Below are 25,888 nucleotides of genomic sequence, written 5' to 3' on the forward strand. Positions count from 1 at the left end.
CCGGGACGAAACCGGTTGTGATACGCAGGATCGGGCATCGTTATGCCCGCGGAAAGAATCACTAATCTGGCCAGCATGGAGTTCTACGGCGAGCAGCCCGATGTCGATCTGACCTACTCCGATGTCTTCCTGGTGCCGCGGCACTCCGACGTCACCAGTCGCCTGGACGTCGACCTGGCGCCGAACGACGGCACGCCGGCGACGATCCCGCTCGTCTCCGCGAACATGAACTCCGTCACGGGCGCGCGCCTGGCAGCGACCCTCGCTCGTCGCGGCGGGCTCGGGGTGCTGCCGCAGGACATGCCGCTGCAGGAGCTCGACGCGGCGATCCGCTGGGTGAAGGACCAGCCGGTGCGCTGGGACACGCCGCTGGTGCTGCCGGGGGATGCGACCGTGGCGGATGCCGCGCGCCTGTTGCCCGCCACCGAGGGCCACGGCATCGTCGTCGCCGACACCACGGGCCAGCGCCTGCACATCGACGACGTGCAGGGGATCGTCCCGGCCATGCGGCTCGGATCGGCGCTGCCGGACGCGCGCTTGGGGGATCTCGTCCGCGGAAGGGCGGCATCCCTCGACGCCGACGACATGGAGAGCGCGCGGCACGCGTTCGACCTGCTCGTCGCCGCGGATGCCGAGACCGTCTGCGTCCTGCACCACGGCTTCGTCGTGGGGACGCTGTCGCGCCGCAGCGCGCTGCGCTCGACGCTGTACCGACCGGCCGTCGACGCGTCGGGGCGCCTGGGTGTCGCCGCGGCGGTCGGCATCAACGGCGATGTGGCGGCGAAGGCGCAGGCGCTGACCGCCGCCGGTGTCGACGTGCTCGTCGTCGACACGGCGCACGGGCACCAGGACGGCATGCTCCGGGCGCTGCGCACCGTCGCCGACCTCGATCTCGGCATCCCGATCGCCGCGGGCAACATCGTGACCGCCGACGGCGTACAGGACCTCGTCCGCGCCGGCGCGACGATCCTCAAGGTCGGCGTGGGGCCGGGCGCGATGTGCACGACCCGCATGATGACCGCCGTCGGCCGCCCGCAGTTCTCCGCCGTGCTCGAGACGGCGGAGGCCGCGCGCGTGCTCGGCGCGCACGTCTGGGCCGACGGGGGCGTCCGCTACCCCCGAGACGTCGCCCTCGCGCTCGCGGCGGGAGCGGCATCCGTCATGATCGGCTCGTGGTTCGCCGGGACGATCGAGGCTCCGGGCGAGCTCCTGGTCGATGAGGCGGGGCGCGCATACAAGGAGTCCTGGGGCATGGCATCGACCAAGGCCGTGCACGGCCGGTTCGGCCGGCTGGATCCGTACGAGCTCGCCCGCAAGGAGCTGTTCGCCGAGGGCATCTCGTCGTCCAAGATCTATCTGGATCCGCTGCGGCCGGGGCTGGAGGATCTGCTCGACATGATCACCTCGGGCGTGCGGTCCTCGTTCACGTACGCCGGCGCTTCCTCGGTCGCCGAGTTCCGCGAGCGTGCCCGCGTCGGCCTGCAGTCCGCCGCCGGGTACGAGGAGGGCAAGGCGCTCCCGGTCTCCTGGTAGCGCTCTCCCTCCCGCCCGCCCGCCCTCCTCCCGCAGATTGGCGACACCTTCCTGCGATCGCGATTCAGTTTTCGTAGGGCCATCGCAGGCATCTGGCGCCATCGATCGCGGACGGACGCTCAACGCCCCGGGCGGGGCGTGGCGCTCGGCAGGCCGGCGCGCGTCAGGATGTCCCACAGCTGTGCCGGCCGTTGCAGCTGGGGAGTGCGCCACCGGGAAACTCGGCGCACGATGCGCCGCAGCGCGTCCTCGCGATCCTTCTCCTCGATCAGGGCCTGCGCGGGGGTTCGTCCGCGCAGGATCGCCGCGTCGATGTACTTCCCGACTCCGTCGAACTCGCCCACGTGGTCCCACTCCTGCCAGAAGAAGTCGGTGCGCACGACCCGCCCATCGGGCAGGACGAATGGATGCTGCAGCTCCGGTGACGGGAAACCCAGCGCATCGATCACGATCCGGCTCTGCGACTCGCGCACACTGTCCGAGTCCGCGGAGGCGAATTCCGCCATGCGGCGCGCACGCACCTCGCCGCGTCCGCGGTACTCATCCGCTCCCGCACGCAGTTCGCCCAGGCTGAGCAGTGGGCCGCCTGTCCGCCGGGACCAGAGGGCTCGGTCGGCGACGACGACGCCCATGGTGAACGAATGTGCCGCCGCCATGTCGAGGATCGTCTGGCCGGGCGTGGTTATCCAGTGGTCGCCCCAGGCTGTGACCTGGACACGCGCCATGTCCCGGGTGTGCCGCCGCAGGTTGCCGGTCGTGCGTCCGCCGCTCGTCCGCTCCACGCTGACATCGACGCGGTCGCCGGCGTCGCCGAGCATGTCGATGCCCCAGAGCGCGCACGCCGCCGCGTGGGAGAAGACCGTGCCGCGCGATGTCCGACTCGCGGCTTCCCAGACGCGCTGCGCGTACTGATCGATCGGCTTCAGAACCGACCACGTCGAGCTCGTGACGAAAGACCCGGGTGCGACGCGGATGAGTTCGCCTCGCTCGATCCGGCGGGCGAGCCGCCGTTCGTTGACTCCGTCGATCGACTCGCGCCGTCGGTAAACGCGGTCCAGCGGGGGCTCGAGAAGGTTCGTCATCCGTGAATCCTCGGCGACGGTGATCTGCGCGGTGCCATGACCCACGCATGTGTGGATGGCACCGGTTCGCCCGACACCTGGGGAGGAGCCGGGGATGCCGCGCCGAGCCGCCATGGTCGGATCCCCGTTCGGCGCCACATCTCTGCGATGGCGGCTGAGGTTTCATAGGGCCATCGCAGTTCGGTGTAGCCAACGTGCGAATCGGAATCGCGGGCGTCGACGGGGAGTGCCTGCCGTAGACTGGGCGGCACGATGGACGACCCCCCCAGTAGACGCTCGCCCCACTGCCGCGCCTCCCGAGAAGGGGGTGATGCGTGATGGATTACGTCATGCTCGGCGTGGGGCTCCTGCTCACGGTCGGCACCGGTCTCTTCGTCGCCAGCGAGTTCGCGCTGGTCAACCTCGATCGCGCCGATCTGGAAGCGCGACGGGATGCCGGTGAATCGCGTCTCTCGCTGACGATCAGCGCTCTGCGCATCACCTCGACGCACCTCTCCAGCGCGCAGCTCGGCATCACGCTGACCACGCTCCTGACCGGTTATGCGATGGAGCCGGCGATCTCGAACCTGCTCCGACCCGTGTTCACCGCATGGGGCATGCCCCCGAGCCTCGTCTCGCCGCTCGCGGTGATCATCGCGATCACGATCGCGACCGTGCTGTCGATGATCCTCGGCGAGCTCGTGCCGAAGAACTTCGCACTCGCGATCCCGCGGCAGACCGCCAAGCTCGTCATGCCCTTCCAGGTCGCGTTCACGACGGTGTTCCGTCCCGCGATCGTCGTCCTCAACGGCAGCGCGAACGGCGTGCTGCGGATGATCGGGATCGAGCCGAAGGAGGAGCTCTCGGGCGCACGCACCGCCGAGGAGCTGTCGAGCCTCGTCCGCCGATCGGCTTCGGCCGGCGTGCTCGAGGAGGACACGGCCACTCTGCTGAACCGCAGTCTCACGTTCGCCCGGCTGAGCGCCGCCGACGTGATGACGCCGCGGCCCAGCATCCACGCGCTCTCCGTCGAGGATTCGGCCGACGACGTGATCCAGCTCGCCCGCCGCACCGGCCACAGCCGGTTCCCCGTGTACGACGAGTCGATGGACGACATCACCGGCATCGTGCACCTGAAGGCCGCCGTCGGCGTCCCGCGCGGGCGCCGGGCCGACGTCCCCGCCGCGGCGCTCGCGACGGAACCGCTGCGCGTGCCCGAAGCCGTGCACCTGGACACCCTCGTCGCCGAGCTCCGTGCCCGCGGCTACCAGATGGCGATCGTCGTGGACGAGTACGGCGGCACCGCCGGCGTCGTCACCCTCGAGGACCTCGTGGAGGAGATCGTGGGCGAAGTGCTCGACGAGCACGACCGCCGCCGCGCGGGCATCGTGCGCACCGACACGTCGGTCACCTTCCCCGGCGATCTCCGACCCGATGAGGTGCTCGATCGCACCGGCATCCGCATTCCCGAAGGCGACGTGTACGACACCGTGGGCGGCTACATCATGAGCGTGCTCGAGCGCATCCCGGTCGTCGGCGACCGGGTCGAGGTGGAGGACGGGACGCTGGACGTGCAGCGCATGGACGGCCGGCGCATCGACCGCGTCCGCTTCACGCACACCCCGACCGCGGACCAGCGCGAGGCGGCCGAGGCGGGTGAGCGCTCATGAGCGACTGGGCAGGCATCGCGTGGCTGTTCGTGCTGCTGGCGTTCAACGCGTTCTTCGTCGGGGCGGAGTTCGCCGTCATCTCGGCGCGTCGTTCGCAGATCGAACCGCTTGCCGAGAAGGGTTCGCGCGCCGCGAAGACCGCGCTGTACGCGATGGAGCACGCCACGCTCATGCTCGCGACGAGCCAGCTGGGAATCACGATCTGCTCGCTGCTGATCCTGAACGTCTCGGAGCCGGCGATCCACCACCTGCTCGCGGAGCCGCTCGGACTCACCGGGCTCGCCGAGGGCACCGTCGACGTCATCGCGTTCGTCGTCGCTCTCCTGCTCGTGTCGTACCTGCACGTCGTCTTCGGTGAGATGGTGCCGAAGAACCTCGCGTTCTCCGTGCCGGACCGTGCCGTGCTGATGCTCGCGACCCCGCTCGTCTGGGTCTCCCGGCTGTTCCACCCGGTGATCGTGTCGCTCAACTGGATCGCCAACCACATCGTTCGGCTGTTCCGCGTCGAGCCGAAGGACGAGGCCGCGTCGACCTTCACGCTCGAGGAGGTCACCACGATCGTGAACCAGTCGCGCATCGAGGGCATCCTCGACGACTCGGCCGGAACGGTGTCGGCGGCGCTGGAGTTCACCGACAAGAAGGCGAGCGACATCGCGGTGCCGCTCAGCCAGCTCGTGACCCTGCCCGAGACGGTCACCCCGGCGACGATCGAGAAGGCGGTCGCGCGGTACGGCTTCTCGCGGTACGTGATCGTGGATGCCGAGCAGTCGCCGGTCGGGTACGTCCACCTGAAGGACATCCTGCGTGCGGCGGAGGGGCCGGACGCGCCGGAGGACGTGGCGCGGTCGATTCCGAGCAAGCGCATCCACCAGATGGTTCCCGTGCTCGAGACGACCGACCTCGAGGACGCGCTCGCGCTCATGCGACGCGCGGGGCGCCACCTCGCGCGCGTGCGGGACACGGAGGGGCGGACCACCGGCGTGCTGTTCCTCGAGGACATCATCGAGGAGCTCATCGGCGAAGTGCAGGACGCGACGCGCCGCCGCGCGTGAGCGCAGAGCCATCGACGCGCCGCCGCGCGTGAGCGCGGAGATTCAGGGGCGGGCGCGGAGGTACTGGGCGGGCCAGTAGTCGATCTGTTCGCCCAGTTCGGTCGACGCGCGCAGGGCGAAGTGCGGGTCGCGCAGCCACTCGCGCGCGGCCAGGACCGCGTCGGCGTCCCCGGCCTGCAGGATCTCTTCGGCCTGCGTGCCCGAGGTGATCAGGCCCACGGCGCCGACCGGCACGCCGGCACCGGCCCGCACGGTAGACGCGAAGGGCACCTGATAACCGGGTCCGATCACGACCTCCTGGTGCGCGGCGAGTCCGCCGCTGGAGATGTCGGAAAAATGCGCGCCGTGCTCGGCCGCCCAGCCCGCGACCTCGGTCGTCTCGGGAACGTCCCAGCCGCCCTGCGCCCAGTCGGATGCCGAGAACCTCACCAGCAGCGCGACGCCGGGCGCGGCATCCCGAACCGCGTCGACCACGCGCAGCAGCAGGCGTGCCCGGTTCTGCAGCGACCCGCCGTACTCGTCGTCGCGCACGTTCGACAGCGGGGAGAGGAACTGGTGCAGCAGGTATCCGTGAGCGGCGTGGACCTCGATCACCTCGAAGCCGGCCTCGACGGCACGTGCGGCGGCGGCGGCGAAGTCGGAGACGACCCGATCGATCTGCTCGGCATCCATCGCCGCCGGCTCGGCATACCGGCCGAACGCGATCGCCGACGGCGCGAGGGTCGGCCACCCGCCCTCGGTCTCGGGCACCGAACCGCGGTGCCCCGAGAACGGCGACCAGGTCGAGGCCTTGCGGCCGGCGTGACTCAGCTGGATGCCGGCGAGGGCGCCACGCGCGCGGATCGCCGTCGCGATCGGGGCCCATGCGTCGCGCTGGGCGTCGTTCCACAATCCGACGTCCTCGGGCGAGATCCGGCCCTCGGGGGATACGGCCGTCGCCTCGGCGATCACGATTCCGGCGCCGCCGGACGCGAACTGCGCGAGGTGCGTGTGGTGCCACTCCTGCGGCACGCCGTCGATCGCGCTGTACTGGCACATCGGCGCGACCCAGAGTCGGTTGCGCGCCGTGACGGGCCCGATGGTCAGGGGTGAGAACAGGATGCTCATCGATCGACTCCCGAGGGTAGGGTGACGCCATGCTCGGACAGGACAGGCCCGCACCGTGGACGAGGGCGGACGCCGCGCGCGTCCTGCGAAGGCCAACCGACGAGGACGACAAGTATTCCCGCGGGGTCCTCGGCGTCCGCACCGGCTCCGAGCGCTATCCGGGAGCCGCGGTCCTCGGCGTGGAGGCAGCGTGGCGCACCGGGATCGGCATGGTCCGATATCTCGGCCCCGACCGGCCGACCGCGCTCGTGCTGCAGCGTCGCCCCGAGACGGTGGCCGCGGCCGGTCGCGTGCAGGCGTGGCTCATCGGCTCGGGAACCGACGCGGGTGACAGATCGGATGCCGAGACCGCGGCGCTCGCGGAGATCCTGGCGGGTGCGGAGCCGGTCGTCGTCGATGCGGGTGCCTTGGACCTCGTCGGACCGTCTCGTGCCCCGCGGGTGATCACCCCGCACGACCGGGAGCACGCGCGCCTGCGGGCGCGGCTCGGATTCGGGCCGGAGAAGGGCCGGACGGATGCCGAGCGAGCGGCATCCGCTCTGCAGACGGCGGCCGCGCTCGGCGTGACCGTCGTGCTCAAGGGCGCGGTCACGATCGTGGCCGCGCCGGATGGCTGGGTGCGCTCCGTCCAGGCGGGCACGCCGTGGCTCGCGACGGCCGGCACGGGCGATGTGCTCGCCGGCGCGATCGGCGCCGTGACCGCCGGGGCGGAACCGGGCACGACACCGGCCGCGGCCGCGGCGACGGGGGTCTGGCTGCACGGTCGCGCAGCGAGCCTCGCCGCCGGCCGTCTCGGGCCCGCGGGCGGTCCGATCACGGCGCTCGATGTCGCCGAGGCGCTTCCGTACGCGGTGGCCGAGACGTCGTCCTGACAAGGCGACCGTAGAATCGTCGCGTGTCCAGACGCGCGATGCTGTGGATCGCGTTCCTCGCGGCCCACGTCCTGGTCGCCGTTCTCGGCTTCACGCAGCCGAACCAGCCGATGGGCGACGTCTACAACGTCTACGAGCCGTGGTCGACGGTGGCCCTTCAGGGGCGGGGGATCGTCGGGATCACCGAGGCGTGGGTCTATCCGCAGCTCGCCCTCATCCCGATGCTGCTCGCTCATGCCCTCGCGTGGATCGCCGGCTACGAGGTCGCCTGGGCGATCCTCGTCACGGTGTGCGACGCGCTCGCCTTCGCGCTGCTGGTGGGGTCGGCGCGCTCCCGCGGCAGGGTCTTGGCCGCCTGGTTCTGGCTGGCCTTCATCGCGCTCCTCGGCCCGGTGGGGATGTACCGGCTCGACGGCATCACGGTGCCGCTCGCGATCACCGGATGTCTGTGGCTCGTCGGCCGCCCGCTGCTCGGCTCGATCCTGCTCGCGGTGGGCACCTGGATCAAGGTGTGGCCCGCCGCGCTCCTGGCCGCCGCGGTCATCGCCGTCCGCCGCCGGCTCGCGATCATCGGCGGGGCGGTCCTGGTCTCGGCGCTCACGCTCGGTGCGGTGGTCGCCGCGGGCGGTCTGCCGTACGCGTTCGGCTTCGTCACCGATCAGACGGGGCGCGGTCTGCAGCTGGAGGCGCCGGTGAGCGCGTGGTACCTCTGGCGCGCCGTGCTCGGCATCCCCGGCTCGTACATCTACTACGCCCGCGACATCCTGACGTTCCAGGTGATGGGCCCGGCCGAGCAGGCCGTTTCGGCGGCGATGACGCCGCTCCTGGTGATCGCCGTTCTCGCGATCGCCGGGCTCGGGCTGTACAAAGCGCAGCGGGGAGCCGGCTTCGTGCGGCTGTTCCCGCCCCTCGCGCTCGCGCTCGTGCTCGCGTTCATCGTGTTCAACAAGGTCGGTTCGCCCCAGTACATGACCTGGTTCATCGCGCCGCTCGTGGTGGGCCTCGTGATCGATCGTGATCGGTGGCGGCGACCGGCGCTGGTGGGCCTCGTGATCGCTGCGGTCACTCAGGTCGTCTACCCGCTGCTGTACAACGAGCTCTTGAACGCCCAGGTCCTTCCGGCCGTCCTGCTGACCCTGCGCAACCTGCTGCTGGTGGTGCTGCTCGTCTGGGCGGTCGTGATCCTCGCACGCGTGCGCGTTCCCGCTGTCCGCTCCGCCCGCCTGTCCGTCCGCGCACTGGACGCCTGAACAACCCGGAGGTCCATATGATCGTCGCCTTCTCCGTCGCTCCGAGCGGCGCCCCGACGGATGCCGCCACCGACGCGCCGGACGGGTCGGTGCACGATGCCGTCGCGGCGGCCGTGCGGGTCGTGCGCGCCTCCGGCCTGCCGAATCGCACGAGCTCGATGTTCACCGAGATCGAGGGGGAGTGGGACGAGGTCTTCGCCGTGGTCAAGGCCGCCACCGAGGCCGTGCTGCCGTTCGGCTCGCGGGTCTCTCTCGTGCTCAAGGCGGACATCCGGCCCGGATGGACCGGCGAGATCGACGGCAAGGTCGCGCGTCTGGAGCGCGCGCTCGACGACGACGGGATCTGAGTCGCACATCTCGCCCTCTCGAATCGATTCGACTCCCTGCGTCCGCCCGGCTACCATGACCGGGTGACTCCCTCGAACTCTCCGAGGGGTGCGGCGAAGTGGGCGCTCCTCTCCCTCGCCGTCGGCAGCTTCGGCATCGGCATGACCGAATTCGTCGTGATGGGCCTTCTGCCGGACATCGCGGCCGACGTCCTCACGCCCGCGTGGACCGCCGACCAGGCCGACGCGATCGCACAGGCCGGCTGGCTGATCACCCTCTACGCCCTCGGAGTCGTCGTGGGCGCTCCACTGATCGCCGGTTCGGTGGCCCGCTTCCCGCGGCACCGGGTGATGGTGGCGCTCGCCCTTGCGCTCACGGTGTTCAACGCGCTCACGATCGTGCTCCCGACCTTCGAACTCATCGCCGCCTCGCGCTTCCTGGCGGGCCTCCCGCACGGCGCGTACTTCGGAATCGGCGCGCTCGTCGCCGCCGACGTGCTCGGCCCCGGGAACCGGGCGAAGGGCGTCGCCTTCGTCCTCACCGGGCTCACCCTCGCGAACGTCGTCGGCGTGCCGCTCGGCACGTTCCTGGGTCAGCTCGCAGGCTGGCGCGTCGCCTTCATGCTCGTCGCGGGGATCTTCGCCGCCGCGACGGTGCTCATCGCCCTGTTCGTCCCCCCGCACTCGGGCGAACCCGGCCGCACGCTCCGTTCCGAACTCGGCGTCTTCCGCACCGTGCAGGTGTGGCTCGCCCTCGGCATCGGAGCGATCGGGTTCGGCGGCTTCTTCGCGATCTACAGCTACGTCGCCCCGCTCGTGACGCAGATCGCCGGGTCGCCGGCCTGGGTCGTCCCGATCGTCCTCGTGCTCATGGGTCTCGGCATGACCGTCGGCAACCTCGTCGGCGGGCATCTCGCCGACATCGACCTCAAGCGCACCCTCGTGGGCGGGCTGATCGGGTTGGCTCTGGTCCTGGTCCTCCTCGCACTGACCGCGCAGTGGATCCTCGCCCTCGGGTTCTTCGTCTTCGCGACGGGATTCGTCTCGTCCGTGCTGAGCCCCACGATCCAGACCCGTCTGATGGACGTCGCGGGCGACAACCAGTCGATCGCCGCCGCTCTGAACCACTCGGCGCTCAACATCGGCAACGCACTGGGCGCGTTCCTCGGCGGCGCGGTGATCGCGGCCGGCTTCGGCTTCATCGCGCCGGCCTGGGTCGGCGTCGCGCTCGCTCTCGCCGGCCTGGTGATCGCGCTCGTCAGCCTGCGCCTGGAACGCGTGCGTCGAACCGTCACGGTCTGAGCTCGTCCGGCGCCGGTTAGCATTCCGGAGTGACCTCGATCCTGCCGCGCAGCACGCCGTCCGCCCACGGGATCGATGCGGTCGGCATCCTCGATCTGCTCGACGCGCTCGAGCGCGCGCCCGGAGTCGAGACGCACAGCCTCATGCTGCTCCGTCATGGTCACGTCGTCGCGGAGGGCTGGTGGGCGCCCTACTCGCCGGACCGGCCGCACCTGGTCTACTCGCTGAGCAAGAGCTTCACCTCGACCGCGCTGGGTCTGGCCGTCGCGGAGGGCCTCGTCAGCCTCGACGACACCGTCCTCTCGCACTTCCCCGATCTCGACGCCGAGGTCACCGATCCCCGCGCCCGGCGGATCCGGGTGCGGCACGTCGCCGCGATGGCCAGCGGGCACCTCTCCGATACGATCGACGCCGCCCGCGCGATCGACCCCGACGACCTGGTCCGAGGGTTTCTGATGATCCCGCCTGACCGAGAGCCGGGCTCGGTGTTCGCCTACAACCAGCCGTGCACGTTCTCCGTCGCCGCCATCATCCAGAAGGCCGCCGGCATGCCGCTCACCGAGTACCTGCGTCCGCGGCTTCTCGATCCGCTCGGCATCGGCGAGGTCGGCTGGCTCACCGACCCGCGCGGCCTCGAGCTGGGCTTCAGCGGTCTGCACGCCACGACCGACGCCGTCGCGGGGCTCGGGCAGTTGTACCTCCAACGTGGGCGCTGGGAGGGGGAGCAGCTGCTGCCGCAGGCGTGGGTGGACGAGGCCACGCGCGCGCACATCGAGAATCCCCACGAGCCCAACCCGGACTGGCGTCAGGGCTACGGCTTCCAGTTCTGGATGGCCCGGCACGGCTATCGTGGCGACGGCGCGTACGGGCAGTTCTGCGTCGTGCTCCCGGAGGCCGATGTGGTGCTCGCGATGACGGGACAGAGCGAGGACATGCAAGCGGTCCTCGACGCGGTGTGGGAGCACTTGCTTCCGGCGATCGACCGAGCGACGACGAAGCCGGATGCCGAGTACCGGCTGCGGGATCGGTTGGCCGCCGCCGCCCTGCCGTCCCCTCCCGGCGGTCCGGTGACGTCTCCGCAGCGCACCTTCGCGCCGGGGCCGCAGAACGCGGTGCCGAGCATCACCGAAGTGCGAGTGACGCCGGGACCGGGCTCGACGGCGCTCTCGATCCATCAAGCGGGCGAGGAGATCACGGTGCACGCGGGGGTCGGTGCGTGGCACGACGCGGATGTCGTCGCGGCTGCAGGCGGGGAGCAGCAGTCGGGCGAACTCGCGTTCGATCTCGTCTTCGTCCAGACCCCGCACCGGCTCCGCATCGTGTGCGCGGCATCCGAGGATCTCTTCGCCGCGCGGTGGGTCACCGAGCCGCTGCACCCGCTCGCGCTGTCGGACATGCGGATGCCGCGTGGCTGACGACGACGCGGCGCTGCGCGCGCTCCGGGTCATCGCCGATGCCGCCGGGCGATCGCGACCGCGCACGGCCGCCGATTTCTCCGATCCGGACGTGCCGGTCGCGGCGACGGTCGTCCTGCTGCGCGAGGGCGATGCCGGGCCGGAGGTGCTCATGATCCGACGGCCCGACCGCGGCTCGTTCGGCGGTGCATGGGTCTTCCCGGGTGGCAGGCTCGACGCCGCAGACGGCGACCCGGCCATCGAGGAGGCGGCCGCGCGCGCGGCAGCGCGGCGTGAGACGCGTGAGGAGACCGGGCTCGAACTCGACGCCGGTGGGCTGGTTCCCCTGTCGTGCTGGGACCCGCCGCCGGGGATCGCGCTGCGGATCCGCACGTGGTTCTTCCTCGGGTCGGACCCCGGCGGTGAGCTGGCGCCGGAGCCGCAGGAGGTCGACGCCGTGGAATGGACGCGGCCGGCGGACGTCCTCGCTCGCCACGCCCGCGGCGAGCTGACGCTGTACCCGCCCACGTTCGTGACGCTGGACGATCTGGCCGGACACGCGGATGTCCAGGCGATCCTCGAGACGGCGCGGATCAGCGGCCTGAAGCGGTACGCGACGGTCGCTCGAGAGGGCGCCGGTGGCCCGATGCTCCTGTGGCACGGCGATGCGGACTACGAGGATGACCGGTCATCGGCCGTGGGCGCGGCATCCCGTCACCGCCTCGACCTTTCGCGACTGCCGTGGGTCTACACGCGGACCCCGTGAACTCAGGCGGCCGGCGCGTCCAGGAGCCGGCGCAGGTGTCGGCCGACGGCCGGTGTCTCGATCAGGAAGCCGTCGTGGCCGAAATCGCTCGAGAGCACGACGGCGCCGTCGTCGATCGTGCTGCGGATTCCGCGAGCAATGCGGTGCTGACCCTCCACCGGGAACAGCCGATCGCTGTCGATGCCCAACACGAGCGTGGTCGCGGTCACGCGGGCGAGGGCGTCCTCCACCCCGCCGCGATCGCGTCCGATGTCGTGGGAGTTCATCGCCTCGACGAGCGTGATGTAGCTGTTCGCGTCGAAGCGCCGGGTGAAGCGGTTGCCGTGGAAGTCGAGGTACGACGCGACCGCGAATCGCCCGCCGTGGCCGAGCGGGCTCACTCCCGACTGCCATGACCTCTGGAAGCGCTGGTTCAGCTCGGTCGGCGAGCGGTAGTTCAGCAGCGCCATACGCCGCGCGAGCGCGAGCCCGCGGTGGGGTCCGTCGCCGTCGCCGGAGTCGTAGTACTCGCCCCCCTGGAAGCGCGGGTCGATGTGAATCGCCTCCAGCTGCACCGAGTTCAGGGCGATCTGGTCGGCCGTGTTCACCGGCGGTGCGGACAGGATGCCGACCCGCGCGACCCGGTCGGGCTGGCCGACCGCCCACTCCAGTGCGTGCATCCCGCCCATGGACCCGCCGATCACGCCGGCCCACCGTTCGATGCCGAGGGCGTCGGCGAGCCGGACCTGCGCGTGCACTTGGTCGCGCACCGTCAGGTACGGGAAGCGCGACGCCCACTCGTATCCGTTCGGTGCGATGCTCGAGGGCCCCGTCGATCCCTGGCACCCGCCGAGCATGTTCGGGGCGATCACGAACCAGCGATCGGTGTCGATCGGGGCGCCGGGTCCCACGATGTCCTCCCACCAGCCGTCGGTGGGGTGCCCCGGTCCGGCCGTGCCGCGCACATGGCTGTCGCCGGTGAGTGCGTGCAGCACGAGCACCGCGTTGTCGCGCGCGGGGGAGAGCTCGCCCCAGCTCTCGTACGCGAGCCGATAGCCGGGGAGCTCCTGGCCGCCCTCGGTGCGGAAGGCGCCGAAGCTCGCGAAGCGGCGATCGCCGATCGGATCGCCGTCGCGCCACGCGCCGGTCGCGGGCGGGCGGCCCAGAAGCAGGCGGGCGTCCGCCTCGGTCACGGGCGCGCTCGGCACCGTGTCCTCCGAGGTCTGCCAGTCCATGCGTCTCATTCTCCCGTCCGCCGGGACCGGGTGCCGTCGTGTTACGCCTGTCGGCGCCGCGAGGAGGAGAAGCCCGGGAACAGACGAAGCGACTCGGAGACCCCAATCTCCGAGTCGCTCGGGATCATCTCGAGCGTGTCAGGCGATCACTCGCCGCACGCTGCCCGGGCAACCTCGTTCTTGCCCTGACCGCCGAGCAGCTTGACCGCCTGGCCGACGTTGTCGAGTCCGAGGAGGCTCTCGGTGTTGATGGCCTTGTGGATGCTGCCGAAGCAGGCGTTGGCGTTCGGCGCGGCGTTCGCGGCACCGGCGAAGCCGAAGACCGAGAGGGCGGAGATGGCTCCGATGGCGAGAATGCGCTTCATTGGACTTTCCCTTCTGACAGCGGGTGCGTTTCACCCGGCACGCTAGGTTCTTCCCCGCGGGGGGCGAGGCCGGATGCAGGAGCGGGCGACTTTTTCCGAACGGGATCCGGCCCTCGGGGTGGCCCTGGCGCACCAGAATGGCGGCATGGCGAGATTCCTGATCATCGCGGCGACGAGCGGCATCGGCTCGGCGGCCTGCGACCTGCTGCGGCAGAGCGGACACGACGTCCTCGCGACGGCGCGAGGGGCGGCATCCGGAGTCGACATCGTGCTCGACGCGACCGATTTCGACGCGGTCGACCGCGCGGTCGCCGAGGCGGGGCCGCTCGACGGCGTCGCGTGCTTCGCGGGTTCGATGCTGCTCAAGCCCGCGCACCTGACTTCGCGCGACCAGTACGACGACGTGATCGCCGCGTCGCTGACCACGGCGTTCGCGACGGTGCGCGCGGCGGGCAGACACTTGCGCTCGGGCGGATCCGTCGTGCTGGTGTCGTCCGCGGCGGCGATGGCGGGTCTGTCCAACCACGACGCGATCGCCGCCGCGAAGGCGGGGGTGATCGGTCTGATGCTGTCGGCCGCTGCCAGCTACGCGAGCCAGGGCCTGCGGATCAACGCGGTCGCCCCCGGCCTGACCCAGACGCCGCTCACGGCGGGGCTCACGGCGAGCGAGGGCTCCCGCAAGGTGTCGGAGGCGATGCACGCGCTCGGTCGTCTGGGTGAGCCCGCCGATGTCGCGCGCGGGGTCGCGTTCCTGCTGGATCCCGCGAACGACTGGATCACCGGCCAGGTCCTCGGCATCGACGGCGGCCTCGGACACGTGCGTCCCAAGGTGCGCGCATAGGTCGGAACTCAGTCGGGGCACGTGCCCGCTGTCGCGGCCCGTGTGGCAACACGGGCCGCGACGCGGAGCACGTGCCCCGAGCGTGGTTGTCGCGTTAGGCGCGCGCAGCCTCGCTGACCCGGCGGGCGGCCGCGAGCGCCTGCTCGAGGTCGGCCTTGAGGTCGTCGATGTTCTCCAGGCCCACCGAGAGGCGGACGAGCCCGGGCGTCACACCCGTCGTCAGCTGCTGCTCGGGCGTGAGCTGCGAGTGCGTGGTGGATGCCGGGTGGATCACGAGCGAGCGTACGTCGCCGATGTTGGCGAGGTGGCTGAACAGCGTGAGGGTGTTCACGAACTCGCGGCCGGCCTCCACGCCGCCCTTCAGCTCGAACGACAGCACCGCGCCCACGCCCTTCGGAGCGTATTCGTTCGCCTTGGCGTACCACGGCGAGGACGGGAGACCCGAGTAGTTCACCGACGCGACGTCGGACTGCTCCTCGAGCCACTCCGCGATCTCCTGCGCGTTCTGCACATGACGCTCGATGCGCAGCGACAAGGTCTCGATCCCCTGGATGAGCAGCCAGGCGCTCTGCGGCGAAATCGCCGCGCCGAGGTCGCGCAGCAGCTGCACGCGCGCCTTGATGATGTACGCGAGGCCGTCGCCGACGGCGGCGGTGTACGACGCGCCGTGGTAGCTCGGGTCGGGAACGGTGAGCCCGGGGAAGCGGTCGACGTTCTCCGACCACGCGAAGGTTCCGCCGTCGACGATGACGCCACCGATGACCGTGCCGTGACCCCCGAGGAACTTCGTCGCCGAGTGCACGACGATGTCGGCGCCGAACTCGAACGGCTTGATCAGGTACGGGGTCGCGATCGTGTTGTCGACGATGAGCGGGACGCCGGCTTCGTGTGCGACGTCGGCGACGAGGCGGATGTCGAGGATGTTGATCTTGGGGTTGCCGATCGTCTCGGCGAAGAAGAGCTTGGTGTTGGGGCGGACCGCTGCCGCCCACTCCGCCGCGTCGTCCTGGTTCTCGACGAACGTGACATCGATGCCGAGCTTCTTCAGCGTGTACTTGAAGAGGTTGTACGTGCCGCCGTAGATCGAGCTCGACGAGACGATGTGGTCGCCGGCCTCGGCGATGTTGAGCACCGCGAACGTCTCGGCCGCCTGGCCGCTCGCGACCAGCAGTGCACCGGTGCCGCCCTCGAGCGCCGCGATGCGCTGCTCGACGACATCCTGCGTCGGGTTCTGGATGCGGGTGTAGATGTTGCCGAACTCGGCGAGGGCGAACAGGTTCGCCGCGTGGGTCGTGTTGTCGAAGACGTACGAGGTCGTCTGGTAGATCGGCGTGGCGCGGGCCTTCGTGACCGGGTCCGGCTGGGCGCCGGAGTGGATCTGCTTGGTCTCGAAGCGCCAGTTCTCGGGTGCGGACATGTGCGTACTCCATCGGGTGTCGTCCAGGCGGCGGCGGACGCTGCGGCCTGTGTCGAGAGTAGGGATGCCGTCCTCTGTCAACAATCGACGGGAAATGTGACGTAACACCGGGTGTCGGTAGCGTGGAGGCATGGTGACACGGCGCGCAGTGGTGACAGGGGCGAGTTCGGGGATCGGTGAGGCCGCGGTCCGCGCGCTGCGCGCGAGCGGCTGGGATGTCGTCGGTGTCGCACGGCGTGCCGACCGTTTGCACGCTCTCGAAGAGGAGACCGGAGCCGTCGCGTTCGCGGCGGACCTCACCCGCCAGGAAGACGTGGATGCGCTGTCCGCCTGGCTCGCTGAGACCGGGCCGGTACATGCCCTCGTGCAGGTCGCCGGTGGCGCGCGCGGCACCGACCGGGTCGAGGATGCGCGCCCCGCGGACTGGCAGTGGATGTTCGATGCGAACGTCCTGTCCAGCCAGCGCCTGGTCGCCGCGCTCCTGCCGCACCTGCGCGGCGCCGCCGCGGTGGACGGGCACGCGGACACGCTCTTCGTGACCTCGACGGCGGCGTTCACGCCGTACCCAGGCGGTTCCGGGTACAACGCGGCGAAGGCCGCCGAGGCCATGCTCGCCCACGTCCTGCGCCAAGAGCTCAACGGGGAGCCGATTCGCGTCACCGAGGTAGCCCCGGGAATGGTGTTTACAGAGGAATTCACGCTCAATCGGTTGGGTGGCGACCGGGATGCCGCGGAGCGCGTCTACGAGGGCGTCGAGAACCCGCTCACCGCCGACGATGTCGCCGACGTGATCGCGTACGCCCTGAACGCGCCGGGGCACGTCAACCTCGATCTCGTGACGATGCGACCGGTCGCGCAGTCCGCGCAACACCTGCTCGCCCGCGGGCCGCTGCGCGTCCGCGGCGGCGTCGACTGATGGCACGCACGCTCGCCGAGCTCGCCGCCGACGGACTGATCGATCCGGCGTGGGCGGACGCCCTCCAGCCGGTGGCCCCTCGGATCGCCGCGCTGGGCGACCGGCTCCGCGAAGAGGTCGCGGCCGGCCGCGGCTATCTCCCCGCCGGCGAGAACGTGCTGCGCGCGTTCCGGCGCCCGTTGGCGGAAGTGAAGGTGCTGATCGTCGGGCAGGACCCGTACCCCACGCCCGGGCACCCGATCGGGCTGTCTTTCGCGGTCGACTCCCACGTGCGCCCACTGCCGCGCAGCCTCGGCAACATCTACCGCGAGTTGAACGACGACCTCGGCATCCCGCCGGCGGCCCACGGTGATCTGTCGGCGTGGAGCGACCAGGGCGTCCTGCTCCTGAACCGCGTGCTCACCGTCGCACCCGGCGCCCCCGCGTCACACCGGGGGTGGGGATGGGAGAAGGTCACCGAGCACGCGATCCGCACGCTCGTCGCGCGCGATGCGGCTCTCGTGGCGATCCTCTGGGGGAAGGATGCCGCAAGCCTGCGTCCCCTCCTCGGATCGACGCCGATCATCGAGTCGCCGCACCCGTCGCCGCTCTCCGCGAGCCGTGGCTTCTTCGGTTCGCGTCCGTTCTCGCGCGCGAACGCGCTCCTGGATGAGCAGGGCGTGCCGGGCGTCGACTGGGCGATTCCTGCGCGCGTAGGCTGACGGCATGCTCGAGGAGGAATACGACCGGGATCGCCGCCGCCTTCCCCGGCACCTGCGCAAGCCCGCGCCGCCCGAGCCAGGCTTCTCCTTCACGATCAGGCCGTTCCAGGAGCGCGACCTGCCGGATGTCCGTGAGATCTACAACTACTACGTGACGAACTCCGTCGTGACCTTCGACGAGAAGAAGTGGACGCTGACGCAGTGGCGCGAGAAGGCGGCGCTCCTGCACAAGCTCGGTCTGCCGTTCCTGGTGGCGGAGTCCCCGTCCGGTCAGATCCTCGGGTACGCCCTCGTCCAGCCGATGTCGAGCAAGTCGGCCTATCGGTATTCCGTCGAGAACTCGATCTACCTCGGTCACGCCGCCGCGGGCAAGGGCCTGGGCAGGGCCCTCCTCGAAGCGCTGATCACGGCGTGCGAGGAGGCCGGCATCCGCGAGATGGTGGCGGTGATCAGCGACAAGGGGGCCGAGGCGTCGATCGCCCTCCACGAGAAGCTCGGCTTCGTCGAGGTCGGACGGATGGGCCGGGTGGGCTTCAAGTTCGGTCGGTGGCTCGGCACGATCTACCTGCAGAAGCACCTCAAGCCGGTCAAGAAGAGGAAGGGCCTGTTCGGCCGCTGAGATCGTCGCGCACGGCGCGCACCGCGTCGATCAGTTCGCGCCACGGTCCCTGCACCTCGGTGTCGGGAAGCGCCGCTTCCCGCGCGGTCGGTCCGCAGACCGCGCCGACATGCCACATGAAGCGGTCCGCCCCGGTCGGGACGATCGGCCGCGCCGGGTCCGCCGCGTCCCACGGGCAGCGGTCGATCAGCTCGGCCCAATGACCGGCATCCGCCGTCTCGGGCTGCGCCTGCCACGTGCGCTTCGCGCCGGCGATGCCGCCCGTGCGGGTGACGGTCACCGACAGCCGATTCGCGCGCGCAGGCTCCGCATCAGGTCGTTGCTGCTCCGTCATCCATCACGCCGACGCCGATCCAGCCCCTCCGGACCGCGTCGAGGACCTCCGAGTCTTCACCGTACTCCGCCGCGGCCGTGGAAACGGTGGCCCGGGCGAAGGCGGCGAAGTCGGCCGTCGGCGAGAGTGCGCCCGAGGTGAGTGTCAGATACCAGACGCGCCCCGCGCGTTCCCAGGCCTTCCCGCCGAGCCGCTGCGCGGTCAGATAGAACGCATGGTTCGGGATGCCGGAGTTGATGTGCACGCCCCCGTTGTCGTCCGTGGTCTGCACGTAGTCGTCCATGTGCGCCGGCTGCGGGTCGCGTCCGAGCACGTCATCGTCGTAGGCCGTGCCGGGCGCCCGCATCGATCGCAGCGCCACGCCCTGGACGGCGGCGGTGAAGATGCCCTCGCCGATGAGCCAGGACGCGGCATCCGCATCCTGCCCCGCCCGGTGCTGTTCGGTCAGCGCGCCGAACACGTCGGACATCGACTCGTTCAGCGCCCCGGACTGCCCCTGGTACTCCAGCCCGCCCGCGAACTCGGTCACGCCGTGGGTGAGCTCGTGCGCGATCACGCTGAGCGAGCCGGTGAACCCGACGAACACCTCGCCGTCTCCGTCGCCGAACACCATGCGCTCGCCGTTCCAGAACGCGTTGTCGTAGTCCCGCCCGTAGTGCACGGTCGCCAGCAGCGACCCGCCGACTCCGTCGATGCCGTTGCGCTGATATGCGTCCCAGTAGAAATCGAACGTCGCCCCGAGCCCGTCGTACGCGTCGTCGACGGCGGCGTCGGAGGTGGGCGGGTCGTCCTCGCCGCGGACGCGCGTTCCGGGCAGCTGCTCGCGCTGCTGCGCGTCGAAGATCGTGCGATCCGGCGCCGGTGCGCCCTCGAAGACGAGGGTCCCGCCGTCCTCGACCGACATGCGGATGCGCGATCGCGTCGGCCGGTATGGGCGCGGGGTCAGCAGCGTCGCCTGTGCGGCCTGCGCCGCGTGCGCCCACGCCGGCTCCTGGACGGCGGCGATCCGCGCGAGCAGATACGGGGGGATGATCGCGTGCGTCATGCTCAGAGACTAACCGCCCCCGCCGACGCCCGGATCGATGACGGGTATCGAGGCGAGCAGTCGCCGCGTGTAGGCGACTTGGGGGTCGAGGAGCACCTTCTCGGTGGGCCCGTCCTCGACGATGCGCCCGTCCTTCATCACGATGACCTCGTCGCACAGGTTCTGCACGACGCCGATGTCGTGGGAGACGAGCACCAGCGTGAGGGCGTCTCGGGAGCGCAACTCCGCCAGTAGCTCGAGGATCTGCGCCCGCACGGTGACATCGAGCGCCGACAGCGGCTCGTCCCCGACGAGCAGGGCCGGGCGGTGCACGATCGCGCGGGCGATCGCGATGCGCTGTCGCTGCCCCCCGGAGAACTCGTGCGGGAAACGGTCGGCCATCTCGGCCTCGAGCCCCACCTCGGTCAGCACCTCGCGGACGCGGGCGCGCCGGTCGCCCTCGATCCCCAGTGCCCACAGCGGTTCCCCGACGATCCGGCCGACGCTCATCCGCGGGTCCAGGGACGCATACGGATCCTGGAACACGATGCCGGTCTGCCGGCGGAGCCAATGCAGACGCCGCGCCGCGGCCGCGGCATCCACCGGCTCGCCGTCGAACTCGACCGTGCCGGCCGTCGGCGCGTCCAGCCCCAGGAGGAGGCGCACGAGGGTCGACTTGCCCGATCCGGACTCGCCGATGATCCCGACCGCCGAGCCGCGGCGGACGACGACGTCCGCGTCCTCGAGTGCGGTGGTGAACGTACGAGGCTCGAACAGGGTCGTGCGGGGGACCGGATGCCGCCGGGTCAGGCCTCGGGCGCGGACCAGGATCTCGCTCATCGGTCACCCCGATCCGGAGACCACAGCGTCGCCGTGGCATCGCGCAGAAGACCACGGGTGACCTCGGATGCGGGCGAGGTCAGGAGCGTGGAGATCGGACCGGTCTCCACGACCCGGCCGTCCTCCAGGACGACCGCGTGCGTGGCGATCTGCGAGAGCACCGCGAGGTCGTGCGTGATGAACACCAGGGACATCCCGTCGTCCGTCACGAGCGAGAGCAGGAGCTCCAGGATCTCGGCCTGGATCGTGACGTCCAGAGCGGTCGTCGGTTCATCGGCGATCAGCAGGCGCGGGCGGCAGGCGAGGGCCATCGCGATCGCGGCGCGCTGTCGCTGGCCGCCGGAGAGCTGGTGGGGATAGCGCGAGACGATGCGCGCCGGATCGGGCAGGGCGACGCGCGCCGCTTCGGCGACGGCGCGTGTGCGCACCTCGGAGCGCGACAGGCCCTCGTGGATGCGAACCGACTCGCCGATCTGCCGCCCGATCGTGCGGATCGGGTTCAGCGCGGTCTGCGGCTCCTGGAAGACGATGCCGATCTCGTCGCCGCGCAGGTCGGCGAGCTCCCGGTCGGGCAGGCCGATCAGTTCGCGGCCGTTCCAGCGGACACTCCCTCCCGCGACCGCCGCGTCCGGCAGTAGCCCGAGGATCGCGAGAGCCGTCAGGGACTTGCCGGATCCCGACTCGCCGATGAGCCCCACCCGCGCGCCGTCCGGCACATCGAACGAAACGCCGTCCACGACGCGGCGGTCGCCGATGTCGATCGTGAGGCCGGTCACCTCAAGGCTCACGCGACCACCTCCGGCACGTGGCGGATCGCTCCGCGCGGCGGATGCAGCCGGTCCCGCCCGCGGGAGAGCGTCGGGTCGGTGGCCTCCCGGAGTGCGTCGCCGAGCAGGTTCAGTCCGAGGACGGTGAGGGTGATCGCCAGGCCCGGCCACAGCACGGACAGCGGGTAGACGCTGATGTACTGCTGCAGCTGTGCCAGGAGAACGCCCCACGACGGCTCGGTGATCGGGGCGCCGAACCCGAGGTAGGACAATCCCGCCTCGGCGAGCACCGCCACCGCCATGCCCCACGAAAGCTGCACGATGAACACGGGTGCGACGTTCGGCATGAGGTGCCGCCACAGGTTCTGCAGCGGGGTGAGACCGGACGCGCGGCCCGCGAGGACGAAGTCGCTGTGCAGGACCCGGCGCAGCTCCGGTCGGGTGACTCGAGCGATGTTGACGCCGAATCCGATGCCCACCGACCAGATGACGACGCCGAGCGATCCTCCCCACACCGCGCTGATCATCATCGCGATGATCAGCACCGGGAACGCGATGAGGATGTCCACGAGCACCGCGACCGACTCGCGCAGCCAGCGGGCGGTCAGTGCGCCGAGCGCGGCGAGCGCCACGCCGATCACGGTGGCGATCGCCCCGGCACCCACCGCCACGAGCACCGTCGTGCGCGAGCCCGCCATGAGGAGACTGAGGATGTCCCGGCCGGTGCCGTCGGTGCCGAGCGCATGCGGCCAGCCGGGAGCCGCCCAGCGCTCGGCGATCGAGACCTGCTGCGGGTCGAAGGGCGTCCAGAACAGGGAGACGAGAGCGGTCAGGGCGACCACGGCGACGACGATCAGGCCGAACCGGCCGGTGGACAGCGCCCACAGCCTGCGCAGCCACGGTGTGCGCGGCGTGCGCGCGGTGTGTCGGGCCATCAAGGCGCCTCCCTCTGGCGCGGGTCGATCACGCGGTGCAGCAGGTCGACGGCGAACCCGACCACGAGGACGAAGCCGGTGAGCACGAGCAGTTCACCCTGCACCTTCGGCAGATCCCGTGCGCTCACATCCGCCACCAGCATCCGTCCGATCCCGGGGAGCGAGAAGAGCTGCTCGATCACGACGGCTCCGACGATGATGCCGGCGACCTGGAGTCCGAGGACGGTGATGACGGAGAGGGCCACGTTGGGAAGCCCGTGACGGATGAGCGCCGTGGTGCGGGTGAGGCCCTTCGCGGCGGCCGTCCGCACGTAGTCCTGACCGATCGCCTGCATCGTGGCGCTGCGGACGAACCGCATGAGCATCGCCCCCTCGACGATGCCGATCGTCAGCGCGGGGAGCAGCAGGGAGCGGATCGCGGCCGCCGGGTCGTTCCATCCGCTCCGCGGAAATCCCTGGGCGGGCAGCCAGCCGAGCCAGACCGCGAAGACGACGACGAGCATCATTCCGGCCCAGACGACGGGAACCGCGGCGAGGGTCTGCGCGCCGATGCTCAGGAACGTGCCGTCCCCGTGGCCGCGGCGCATCGCCGACAGCACGCCCAGCGGCACGGCGAACAAGACCGCGATCGTGAGCGCCATCAAGCCCAACGGCACCGTGACCTGCGCCTTCTGCGCGAGTTCGGCCGCGACACCGGACCCGTTCAGGAGCGACGTACCGAGATCCCCGCGGAAGATTCCGCCTATCCACTCCAGATACTGGAGAGGGAGCGGCTGGTCCAGGCCCAGCCGCTCCCGGATCGCGGCCACCTGCTCGGGCGTGCCGTTCGTGCCGGCGATCAGCTGGGCGATGTCACCGGGAAGTACTCGCAGGGACAGGAAGATCAGCACGCTGGCGACGAGGAGCCCGAGCAGAAGCAGGGCCGCCCGCGTCAGCGTGTACTTGATCACCCGTTGCTCTTGGTGAGCTCTGCGAGGTTGAGGCGTTCGTTGACGTTGATCGAGGGAAGGCCGGTGAGGTTCGTGCCGACGGCGACGACGGACGCGCCGTTGTAGAGCCAGTCGCCGGCGGCGTCTTCGGAGACGATCTTCGCTGCCTGCGCGAGGAGGTCGGCGGCTTCGGCTTCATCCGTCGCGGCGAGGGACTGCGCGAACAGGTCCTGCACCTGCGGGTTGTCGTAGGTGAAGTAGTAGTCCGGGTTCGCCCAGTTCTCGAAGTCGTGGGCCTCGGTGTGCAGGACGAAGCTGAGGTCGTAGTCCTTGTTCACGTAGACGTCGTTGATCCAGGTGGGGAAGTCCACCGAGTTGACCTCGAGGGTGATGCCGACCTCGTTCAGGTCCGACACGAGGATCTGGGGGATCGTCGTGGAGTAGAACGAGGGGATCGTGAGCTGCAGGGTGAGGTCTTCCGCTCCGGCCTCGGCGAGCAGCGCCTTGGCCGCGTCCGGGTCGTACGGTGCGACATCCGACAGGTCTTCGTACCCGGGATCCAGCTCCGGGATCGGCCCATAGAGGGTCTGACCCGAGCCGAGGGCCTCCACCAGGGCGTCGTGATCGATGGCCTGCCGGATCGCCTGCCGGATGCGCTTGTCGGCGAGCGGGCTGCCCGGTGCCTGGTTGAACGCGAGCGTGCCCTTGTCGGTGGACGCGCCGAGGACGAGCTCGAAGTCACCGGTCGCCTCGACCTGCTCCTTCAGGTTCGCGTCGAAACCGGTGACCGCGTCGACCTCGCCGGCGAGGGCGGCATTCAGCGCCGCCTGGTTGTCGGGGATGTAGTCGAACACGACCTCGGCGATCTTCGCGGGCTCACCCCAGTAGTCCTCGTACCGGTCGAACGTGATGCTGTCGCCCTGCTTCCACGACGAGAGGGTGAAGGGCCCGGTGCCGTTGGCCTTCGTCTGATAGTCGACCGTGTCACCCTCCTTCAGGATCAGTCCGGCACGGCCGGTGAGGTTCCACAGCAGCGACGAGTCCGGCTCGGTCAGGGTCAGGGTGATCTCCTGCCCGTCCGCCGTGATCGAGGACACGTTCGCGAGACGCGCCGAGTCCGACCATTCCGGGGTGTCCTTGCGGGTCTGCAGCGACCAGACGACATCCTGCGCAGTCAGCTCCTGACCGTCGTGGAACGTCACGCCCTCGCGGAGCGTGAACGTGTACGTCAGACCGTCGTCCGAGACCTCCCAGTCCGACGCCAGCGCGGGAACGATGTCCTGCTCGGGCGTGCGCGAGACCAGCCCCTGGTAGATGTTGTCGACGAGGATCTGATCCAGCGCCGCACCGGCCGTCTCCCGGATGTCCAGATTGCCCGGCTCCAGCACCAGCCGGATCACCGCCGACGCATCCGGGTCGGGAGCGGTCGTCGCCGTGGGATCGGGTGCCGCGCCACCTCCCGTGCATGCGGACAGCAGCAGGGCGCCGGCAGCCAGCACGGCGGCAGCGGCAAGGGAGGTACGGCGGAACATGGGGGTCCTTTCGAAAGATCACCCGCGATACGGATGTCTCAGACGGCGACTCGGACGAGATCGGGTCGATCCGGTAGTCCAGCCTAGAGAACGCCCGCACCGAGGCATGCGCCCGCTACACGGAACGCAACACAAGCGTTAACCCTTCCCGGCGATCTCCCGCAGTCGAGCGCCGAGTTCGCGGGGCCTCTCCTCCTGCACGTTGTGGCCGGTCGGCGCGATCTCGACGCTCGCTCCGGGCAGGCGGCGGGAGAACTCCGCGGCGTCGGCCTCGGTCACGTAGCCGCGGTCTCCCCGGATCAGCGTGATCGGGGCGGCGACCGCGGCCAGGTCGTTCCAGCCCAACGCCGACAGGACGTTCGCGACCGCGTCCTGCCGCGCGGGCGCGTCCGCGGCCCGGTCGGGCGCGGCGGCAAGATGCGCGAAGTGGTGCTTCCACTCGACCCGGCCGTCCGGACGGATGCGCGAGTTGAGGAACACCCCGCGCTCGGCGGCCGCCCGCGTCCCTCCGAGGCCGAAGGCGAGTGCGCGGTCGACGAGCTCCTCGCGGGTCGCCCAGTCGGTGGGGCCGGCGAAGAACTCCCGTATCTGCGTCGGACCCGCGTTCGGGTCGACTCCCGGTGTGATGTCGATCACGACGAGCTGCGCGACGGCGGCGGGGGCGGATGCCGCCACCGCGGCCGCCGTGAGGCCGCCGAGCGAGTGACCCACGAGCAGCTGCGGCCCGTTCGTCCACTCCCGCAGCCCGGACACGACGTCGGGAGCGAGCACGCGCGCCGTGTAGGCGGCGTCCTCGCGCCAGGATGAATCGCCGTGGCCGGGGAGGTCGATCGCCAGCGCGGGCAGGCCCAGCGCGAGGATCGTCGTATCCCACGTGTGGGCGTTGAGTCCGGCACCGTGCAGGAACGTGACGGCGGGCGCACCGTCGCCGTAGCGCAGCGCACTGAGCGTGCGTCCGTCCTCGAGCGTCACGTCCACGCGTTCGCCGCGGGGGAGAGGCGGCGCGACCCCGATGTCGGCGGCCTGGGCCGGAAGGAAGGAGAACTCGTCGGTGGGTGCGCTCACCCTGACATCATGCCCGCTCCCCACTCCTCCGACGCGGTGCTGGGTAGGCTGACGTC

At 70.6% G+C, this 25,888-nt stretch carries 26 protein-coding genes; 13 read left to right on the top strand and 13 right to left on the bottom strand.

From position 1 onward, the window contains the following. Positions 1-75 precede the first annotated feature (75 nt). The gene (locus tag AB0P18_RS08050; protein ID WP_363359621.1) at positions 76-1,533 is read left to right on the top strand and encodes a GuaB1 family IMP dehydrogenase-related protein; all 1,458 of its coding nucleotides are present in this window, start codon (positions 76-78) and stop codon (positions 1,531-1,533) included. Between the two features lie 119 nt (positions 1,534-1,652). Here the strand turns inward: AB0P18_RS08050 and AB0P18_RS08055 are convergent, their stop codons facing one another. Continuing rightward, the gene (locus AB0P18_RS08055) at positions 1,653-2,615 is read right to left on the bottom strand and encodes a hypothetical protein (RefSeq protein WP_363359622.1); all 963 of its coding nucleotides are present in this window, start codon (positions 2,613-2,615) and stop codon (positions 1,653-1,655) included. Positions 2,616-2,932: 317 nt separating this feature from the next. Here AB0P18_RS08055 and AB0P18_RS08060 point away from each other — a divergent pair, with 317 nt between their 5' ends. Next, the gene (locus tag AB0P18_RS08060) at positions 2,933-4,264 is read left to right on the top strand and encodes a hemolysin family protein (RefSeq protein ID WP_344055800.1); all 1,332 of its coding nucleotides are present in this window, start codon (positions 2,933-2,935) and stop codon (positions 4,262-4,264) included. Next, a complete protein-coding gene (locus AB0P18_RS08065; RefSeq protein ID WP_344052516.1) occupies positions 4,261-5,316 on the top strand; it encodes a hemolysin family protein in 1,056 nt (351 codons plus the stop codon). The genes AB0P18_RS08060 and AB0P18_RS08065 overlap by 4 nt, the downstream gene beginning before the upstream one ends. 42 nt (positions 5,317-5,358) lie before the next feature. Here AB0P18_RS08065 and AB0P18_RS08070 read toward each other — a convergent pair whose 3' ends face one another. Further along, the gene (locus AB0P18_RS08070) at positions 5,359-6,423 is read right to left on the bottom strand and encodes an NADH:flavin oxidoreductase/NADH oxidase (protein WP_363359623.1); all 1,065 of its coding nucleotides are present in this window, start codon (positions 6,421-6,423) and stop codon (positions 5,359-5,361) included. Between the two features lie 29 nt (positions 6,424-6,452). Between AB0P18_RS08070 and AB0P18_RS08075 the strand changes: the two genes are divergently transcribed. From AB0P18_RS08075 to AB0P18_RS08100, 6 genes are all read left to right on the top strand, one after another. Continuing rightward, on the top strand, positions 6,453-7,295 hold the full coding sequence (locus AB0P18_RS08075) for an ADP/ATP-dependent (S)-NAD(P)H-hydrate dehydratase (RefSeq protein WP_363359624.1): 843 nt from the start codon (positions 6,453-6,455) through the stop codon (positions 7,293-7,295). Between the two features lie 23 nt (positions 7,296-7,318). Next, entirely contained in the window at positions 7,319-8,545 is a 1,227-nt protein-coding gene (locus AB0P18_RS08080) for a hypothetical protein (RefSeq protein WP_363359625.1), read from the top strand. A 17-nt stretch (positions 8,546-8,562) separates the two neighbouring features. Continuing rightward, a complete protein-coding gene (locus AB0P18_RS08085; protein ID WP_363359626.1) occupies positions 8,563-8,892 on the top strand; it encodes a thiamine-binding protein in 330 nt (109 codons plus the stop codon). Between the two features lie 63 nt (positions 8,893-8,955). Next, entirely contained in the window at positions 8,956-10,173 is a 1,218-nt protein-coding gene (locus AB0P18_RS08090; RefSeq protein ID WP_363359628.1) for an MFS transporter, read from the top strand. A 29-nt stretch (positions 10,174-10,202) separates the two neighbouring features. Continuing rightward, positions 10,203-11,588 carry a serine hydrolase domain-containing protein gene (locus AB0P18_RS08095; protein ID WP_363359629.1) on the top strand — a complete coding sequence of 462 codons (1,386 nt, stop codon included), beginning with the start codon at positions 10,203-10,205 and terminating at the stop codon, positions 11,586-11,588. Further along, entirely contained in the window at positions 11,581-12,333 is a 753-nt protein-coding gene (locus AB0P18_RS08100; protein WP_363359630.1) for an NUDIX domain-containing protein, read from the top strand. The genes AB0P18_RS08095 and AB0P18_RS08100 overlap by 8 nt, the downstream gene beginning before the upstream one ends. A gap of 2 nt (positions 12,334-12,335) precedes the next feature. Here AB0P18_RS08100 and AB0P18_RS08105 read toward each other — a convergent pair whose 3' ends face one another. After that, complete coding sequence (locus AB0P18_RS08105; protein ID WP_344052531.1) at positions 12,336-13,547, bottom strand: homoserine O-acetyltransferase; 1,212 nt, start codon at positions 13,545-13,547, stop codon at positions 12,336-12,338. Between the two features lie 146 nt (positions 13,548-13,693). Then, entirely contained in the window at positions 13,694-13,912 is a 219-nt protein-coding gene (locus AB0P18_RS08110) for a hypothetical protein (protein ID WP_363359631.1), read from the bottom strand. 145 nt (positions 13,913-14,057) lie between these two features. On the opposite strand from AB0P18_RS08110, the gene AB0P18_RS08115 reads away from it, so the two are divergent. Beyond that, positions 14,058-14,753, top strand: coding sequence for an SDR family oxidoreductase (locus AB0P18_RS08115; protein ID WP_363359632.1), 696 nt, complete (start codon positions 14,058-14,060; stop codon positions 14,751-14,753). 94 nt (positions 14,754-14,847) lie between these two features. Here the strand turns inward: AB0P18_RS08115 and AB0P18_RS08120 are convergent, their stop codons facing one another. Next, positions 14,848-16,170, bottom strand: coding sequence for a bifunctional o-acetylhomoserine/o-acetylserine sulfhydrylase (locus AB0P18_RS08120; protein ID WP_344052535.1), 1,323 nt, complete (start codon positions 16,168-16,170; stop codon positions 14,848-14,850). A 130-nt stretch (positions 16,171-16,300) separates the two neighbouring features. On the opposite strand from AB0P18_RS08120, the gene AB0P18_RS08125 reads away from it, so the two are divergent. From AB0P18_RS08125 to AB0P18_RS08135, 3 genes are read left to right on the top strand one after another with little or no spacing between them, the layout of a single operon-like run. Then, positions 16,301-17,086: an SDR family oxidoreductase gene (locus AB0P18_RS08125; RefSeq protein ID WP_363359633.1), complete on the top strand. Its 786-nt coding sequence runs from the start codon at positions 16,301-16,303 to the stop codon at positions 17,084-17,086. Further along, the gene (locus tag AB0P18_RS08130; RefSeq protein ID WP_363359634.1) at positions 17,086-17,787 is read left to right on the top strand and encodes a uracil-DNA glycosylase; all 702 of its coding nucleotides are present in this window, start codon (positions 17,086-17,088) and stop codon (positions 17,785-17,787) included. Before AB0P18_RS08125 ends, AB0P18_RS08130 begins: the two co-directional genes overlap by 1 nt. A gap of 4 nt (positions 17,788-17,791) precedes the next feature. Then, positions 17,792-18,406 carry an N-acetyltransferase family protein gene (locus AB0P18_RS08135; protein ID WP_344052542.1) on the top strand — a complete coding sequence of 205 codons (615 nt, stop codon included), beginning with the start codon at positions 17,792-17,794 and terminating at the stop codon, positions 18,404-18,406. Here AB0P18_RS08135 and AB0P18_RS08140 read toward each other — a convergent pair. The 8 genes from AB0P18_RS08140 to AB0P18_RS08175 form a co-directional block, all read right to left on the bottom strand. Next, positions 18,375-18,686, bottom strand: a complete 312-nt coding sequence (locus AB0P18_RS08140) for a protealysin inhibitor emfourin (protein ID WP_363359636.1) — start codon at positions 18,684-18,686, stop codon at positions 18,375-18,377. The genes AB0P18_RS08135 and AB0P18_RS08140 overlap by 32 nt on opposite strands. Before the next feature lie 31 nt (positions 18,687-18,717). Further along, entirely contained in the window at positions 18,718-19,785 is a 1,068-nt protein-coding gene (locus tag AB0P18_RS08145) for a M4 family metallopeptidase (RefSeq protein ID WP_363359637.1), read from the bottom strand. Between the two features lie 9 nt (positions 19,786-19,794). Next, a complete protein-coding gene (locus tag AB0P18_RS08150) occupies positions 19,795-20,604 on the bottom strand; it encodes an ATP-binding cassette domain-containing protein (protein ID WP_344052547.1) in 810 nt (269 codons plus the stop codon). Next, positions 20,601-21,392 carry an ABC transporter ATP-binding protein gene (locus AB0P18_RS08155; RefSeq protein ID WP_363359638.1) on the bottom strand — a complete coding sequence of 264 codons (792 nt, stop codon included), beginning with the start codon at positions 21,390-21,392 and terminating at the stop codon, positions 20,601-20,603. Before AB0P18_RS08155 ends, AB0P18_RS08150 begins: the two co-directional genes overlap by 4 nt. Next, positions 21,389-22,306, bottom strand: a complete 918-nt coding sequence (locus tag AB0P18_RS08160; RefSeq protein ID WP_344052552.1) for an ABC transporter permease — start codon at positions 22,304-22,306, stop codon at positions 21,389-21,391. Before AB0P18_RS08160 ends, AB0P18_RS08155 begins: the two co-directional genes overlap by 4 nt. Next, entirely contained in the window at positions 22,306-23,256 is a 951-nt protein-coding gene (locus AB0P18_RS08165; RefSeq protein WP_344052555.1) for an ABC transporter permease, read from the bottom strand. The genes AB0P18_RS08160 and AB0P18_RS08165 overlap by 1 nt, the downstream gene beginning before the upstream one ends. Next, positions 23,253-24,767: an ABC transporter substrate-binding protein gene (locus tag AB0P18_RS08170; protein WP_344052557.1), complete on the bottom strand. Its 1,515-nt coding sequence runs from the start codon at positions 24,765-24,767 to the stop codon at positions 23,253-23,255. Before AB0P18_RS08170 ends, AB0P18_RS08165 begins: the two co-directional genes overlap by 4 nt. A gap of 138 nt (positions 24,768-24,905) precedes the next feature. Further along, entirely contained in the window at positions 24,906-25,832 is a 927-nt protein-coding gene (locus AB0P18_RS08175) for an alpha/beta hydrolase (protein WP_363359639.1), read from the bottom strand. Between the last annotated feature and the right edge of the window lie 56 nt (positions 25,833-25,888).

Source organism: Microbacterium sp. NPDC064584, assembly GCF_040687315.1.
Classification (GTDB): domain Bacteria; phylum Actinomycetota; class Actinomycetes; order Actinomycetales; family Microbacteriaceae; genus Microbacterium; species Microbacterium lacus.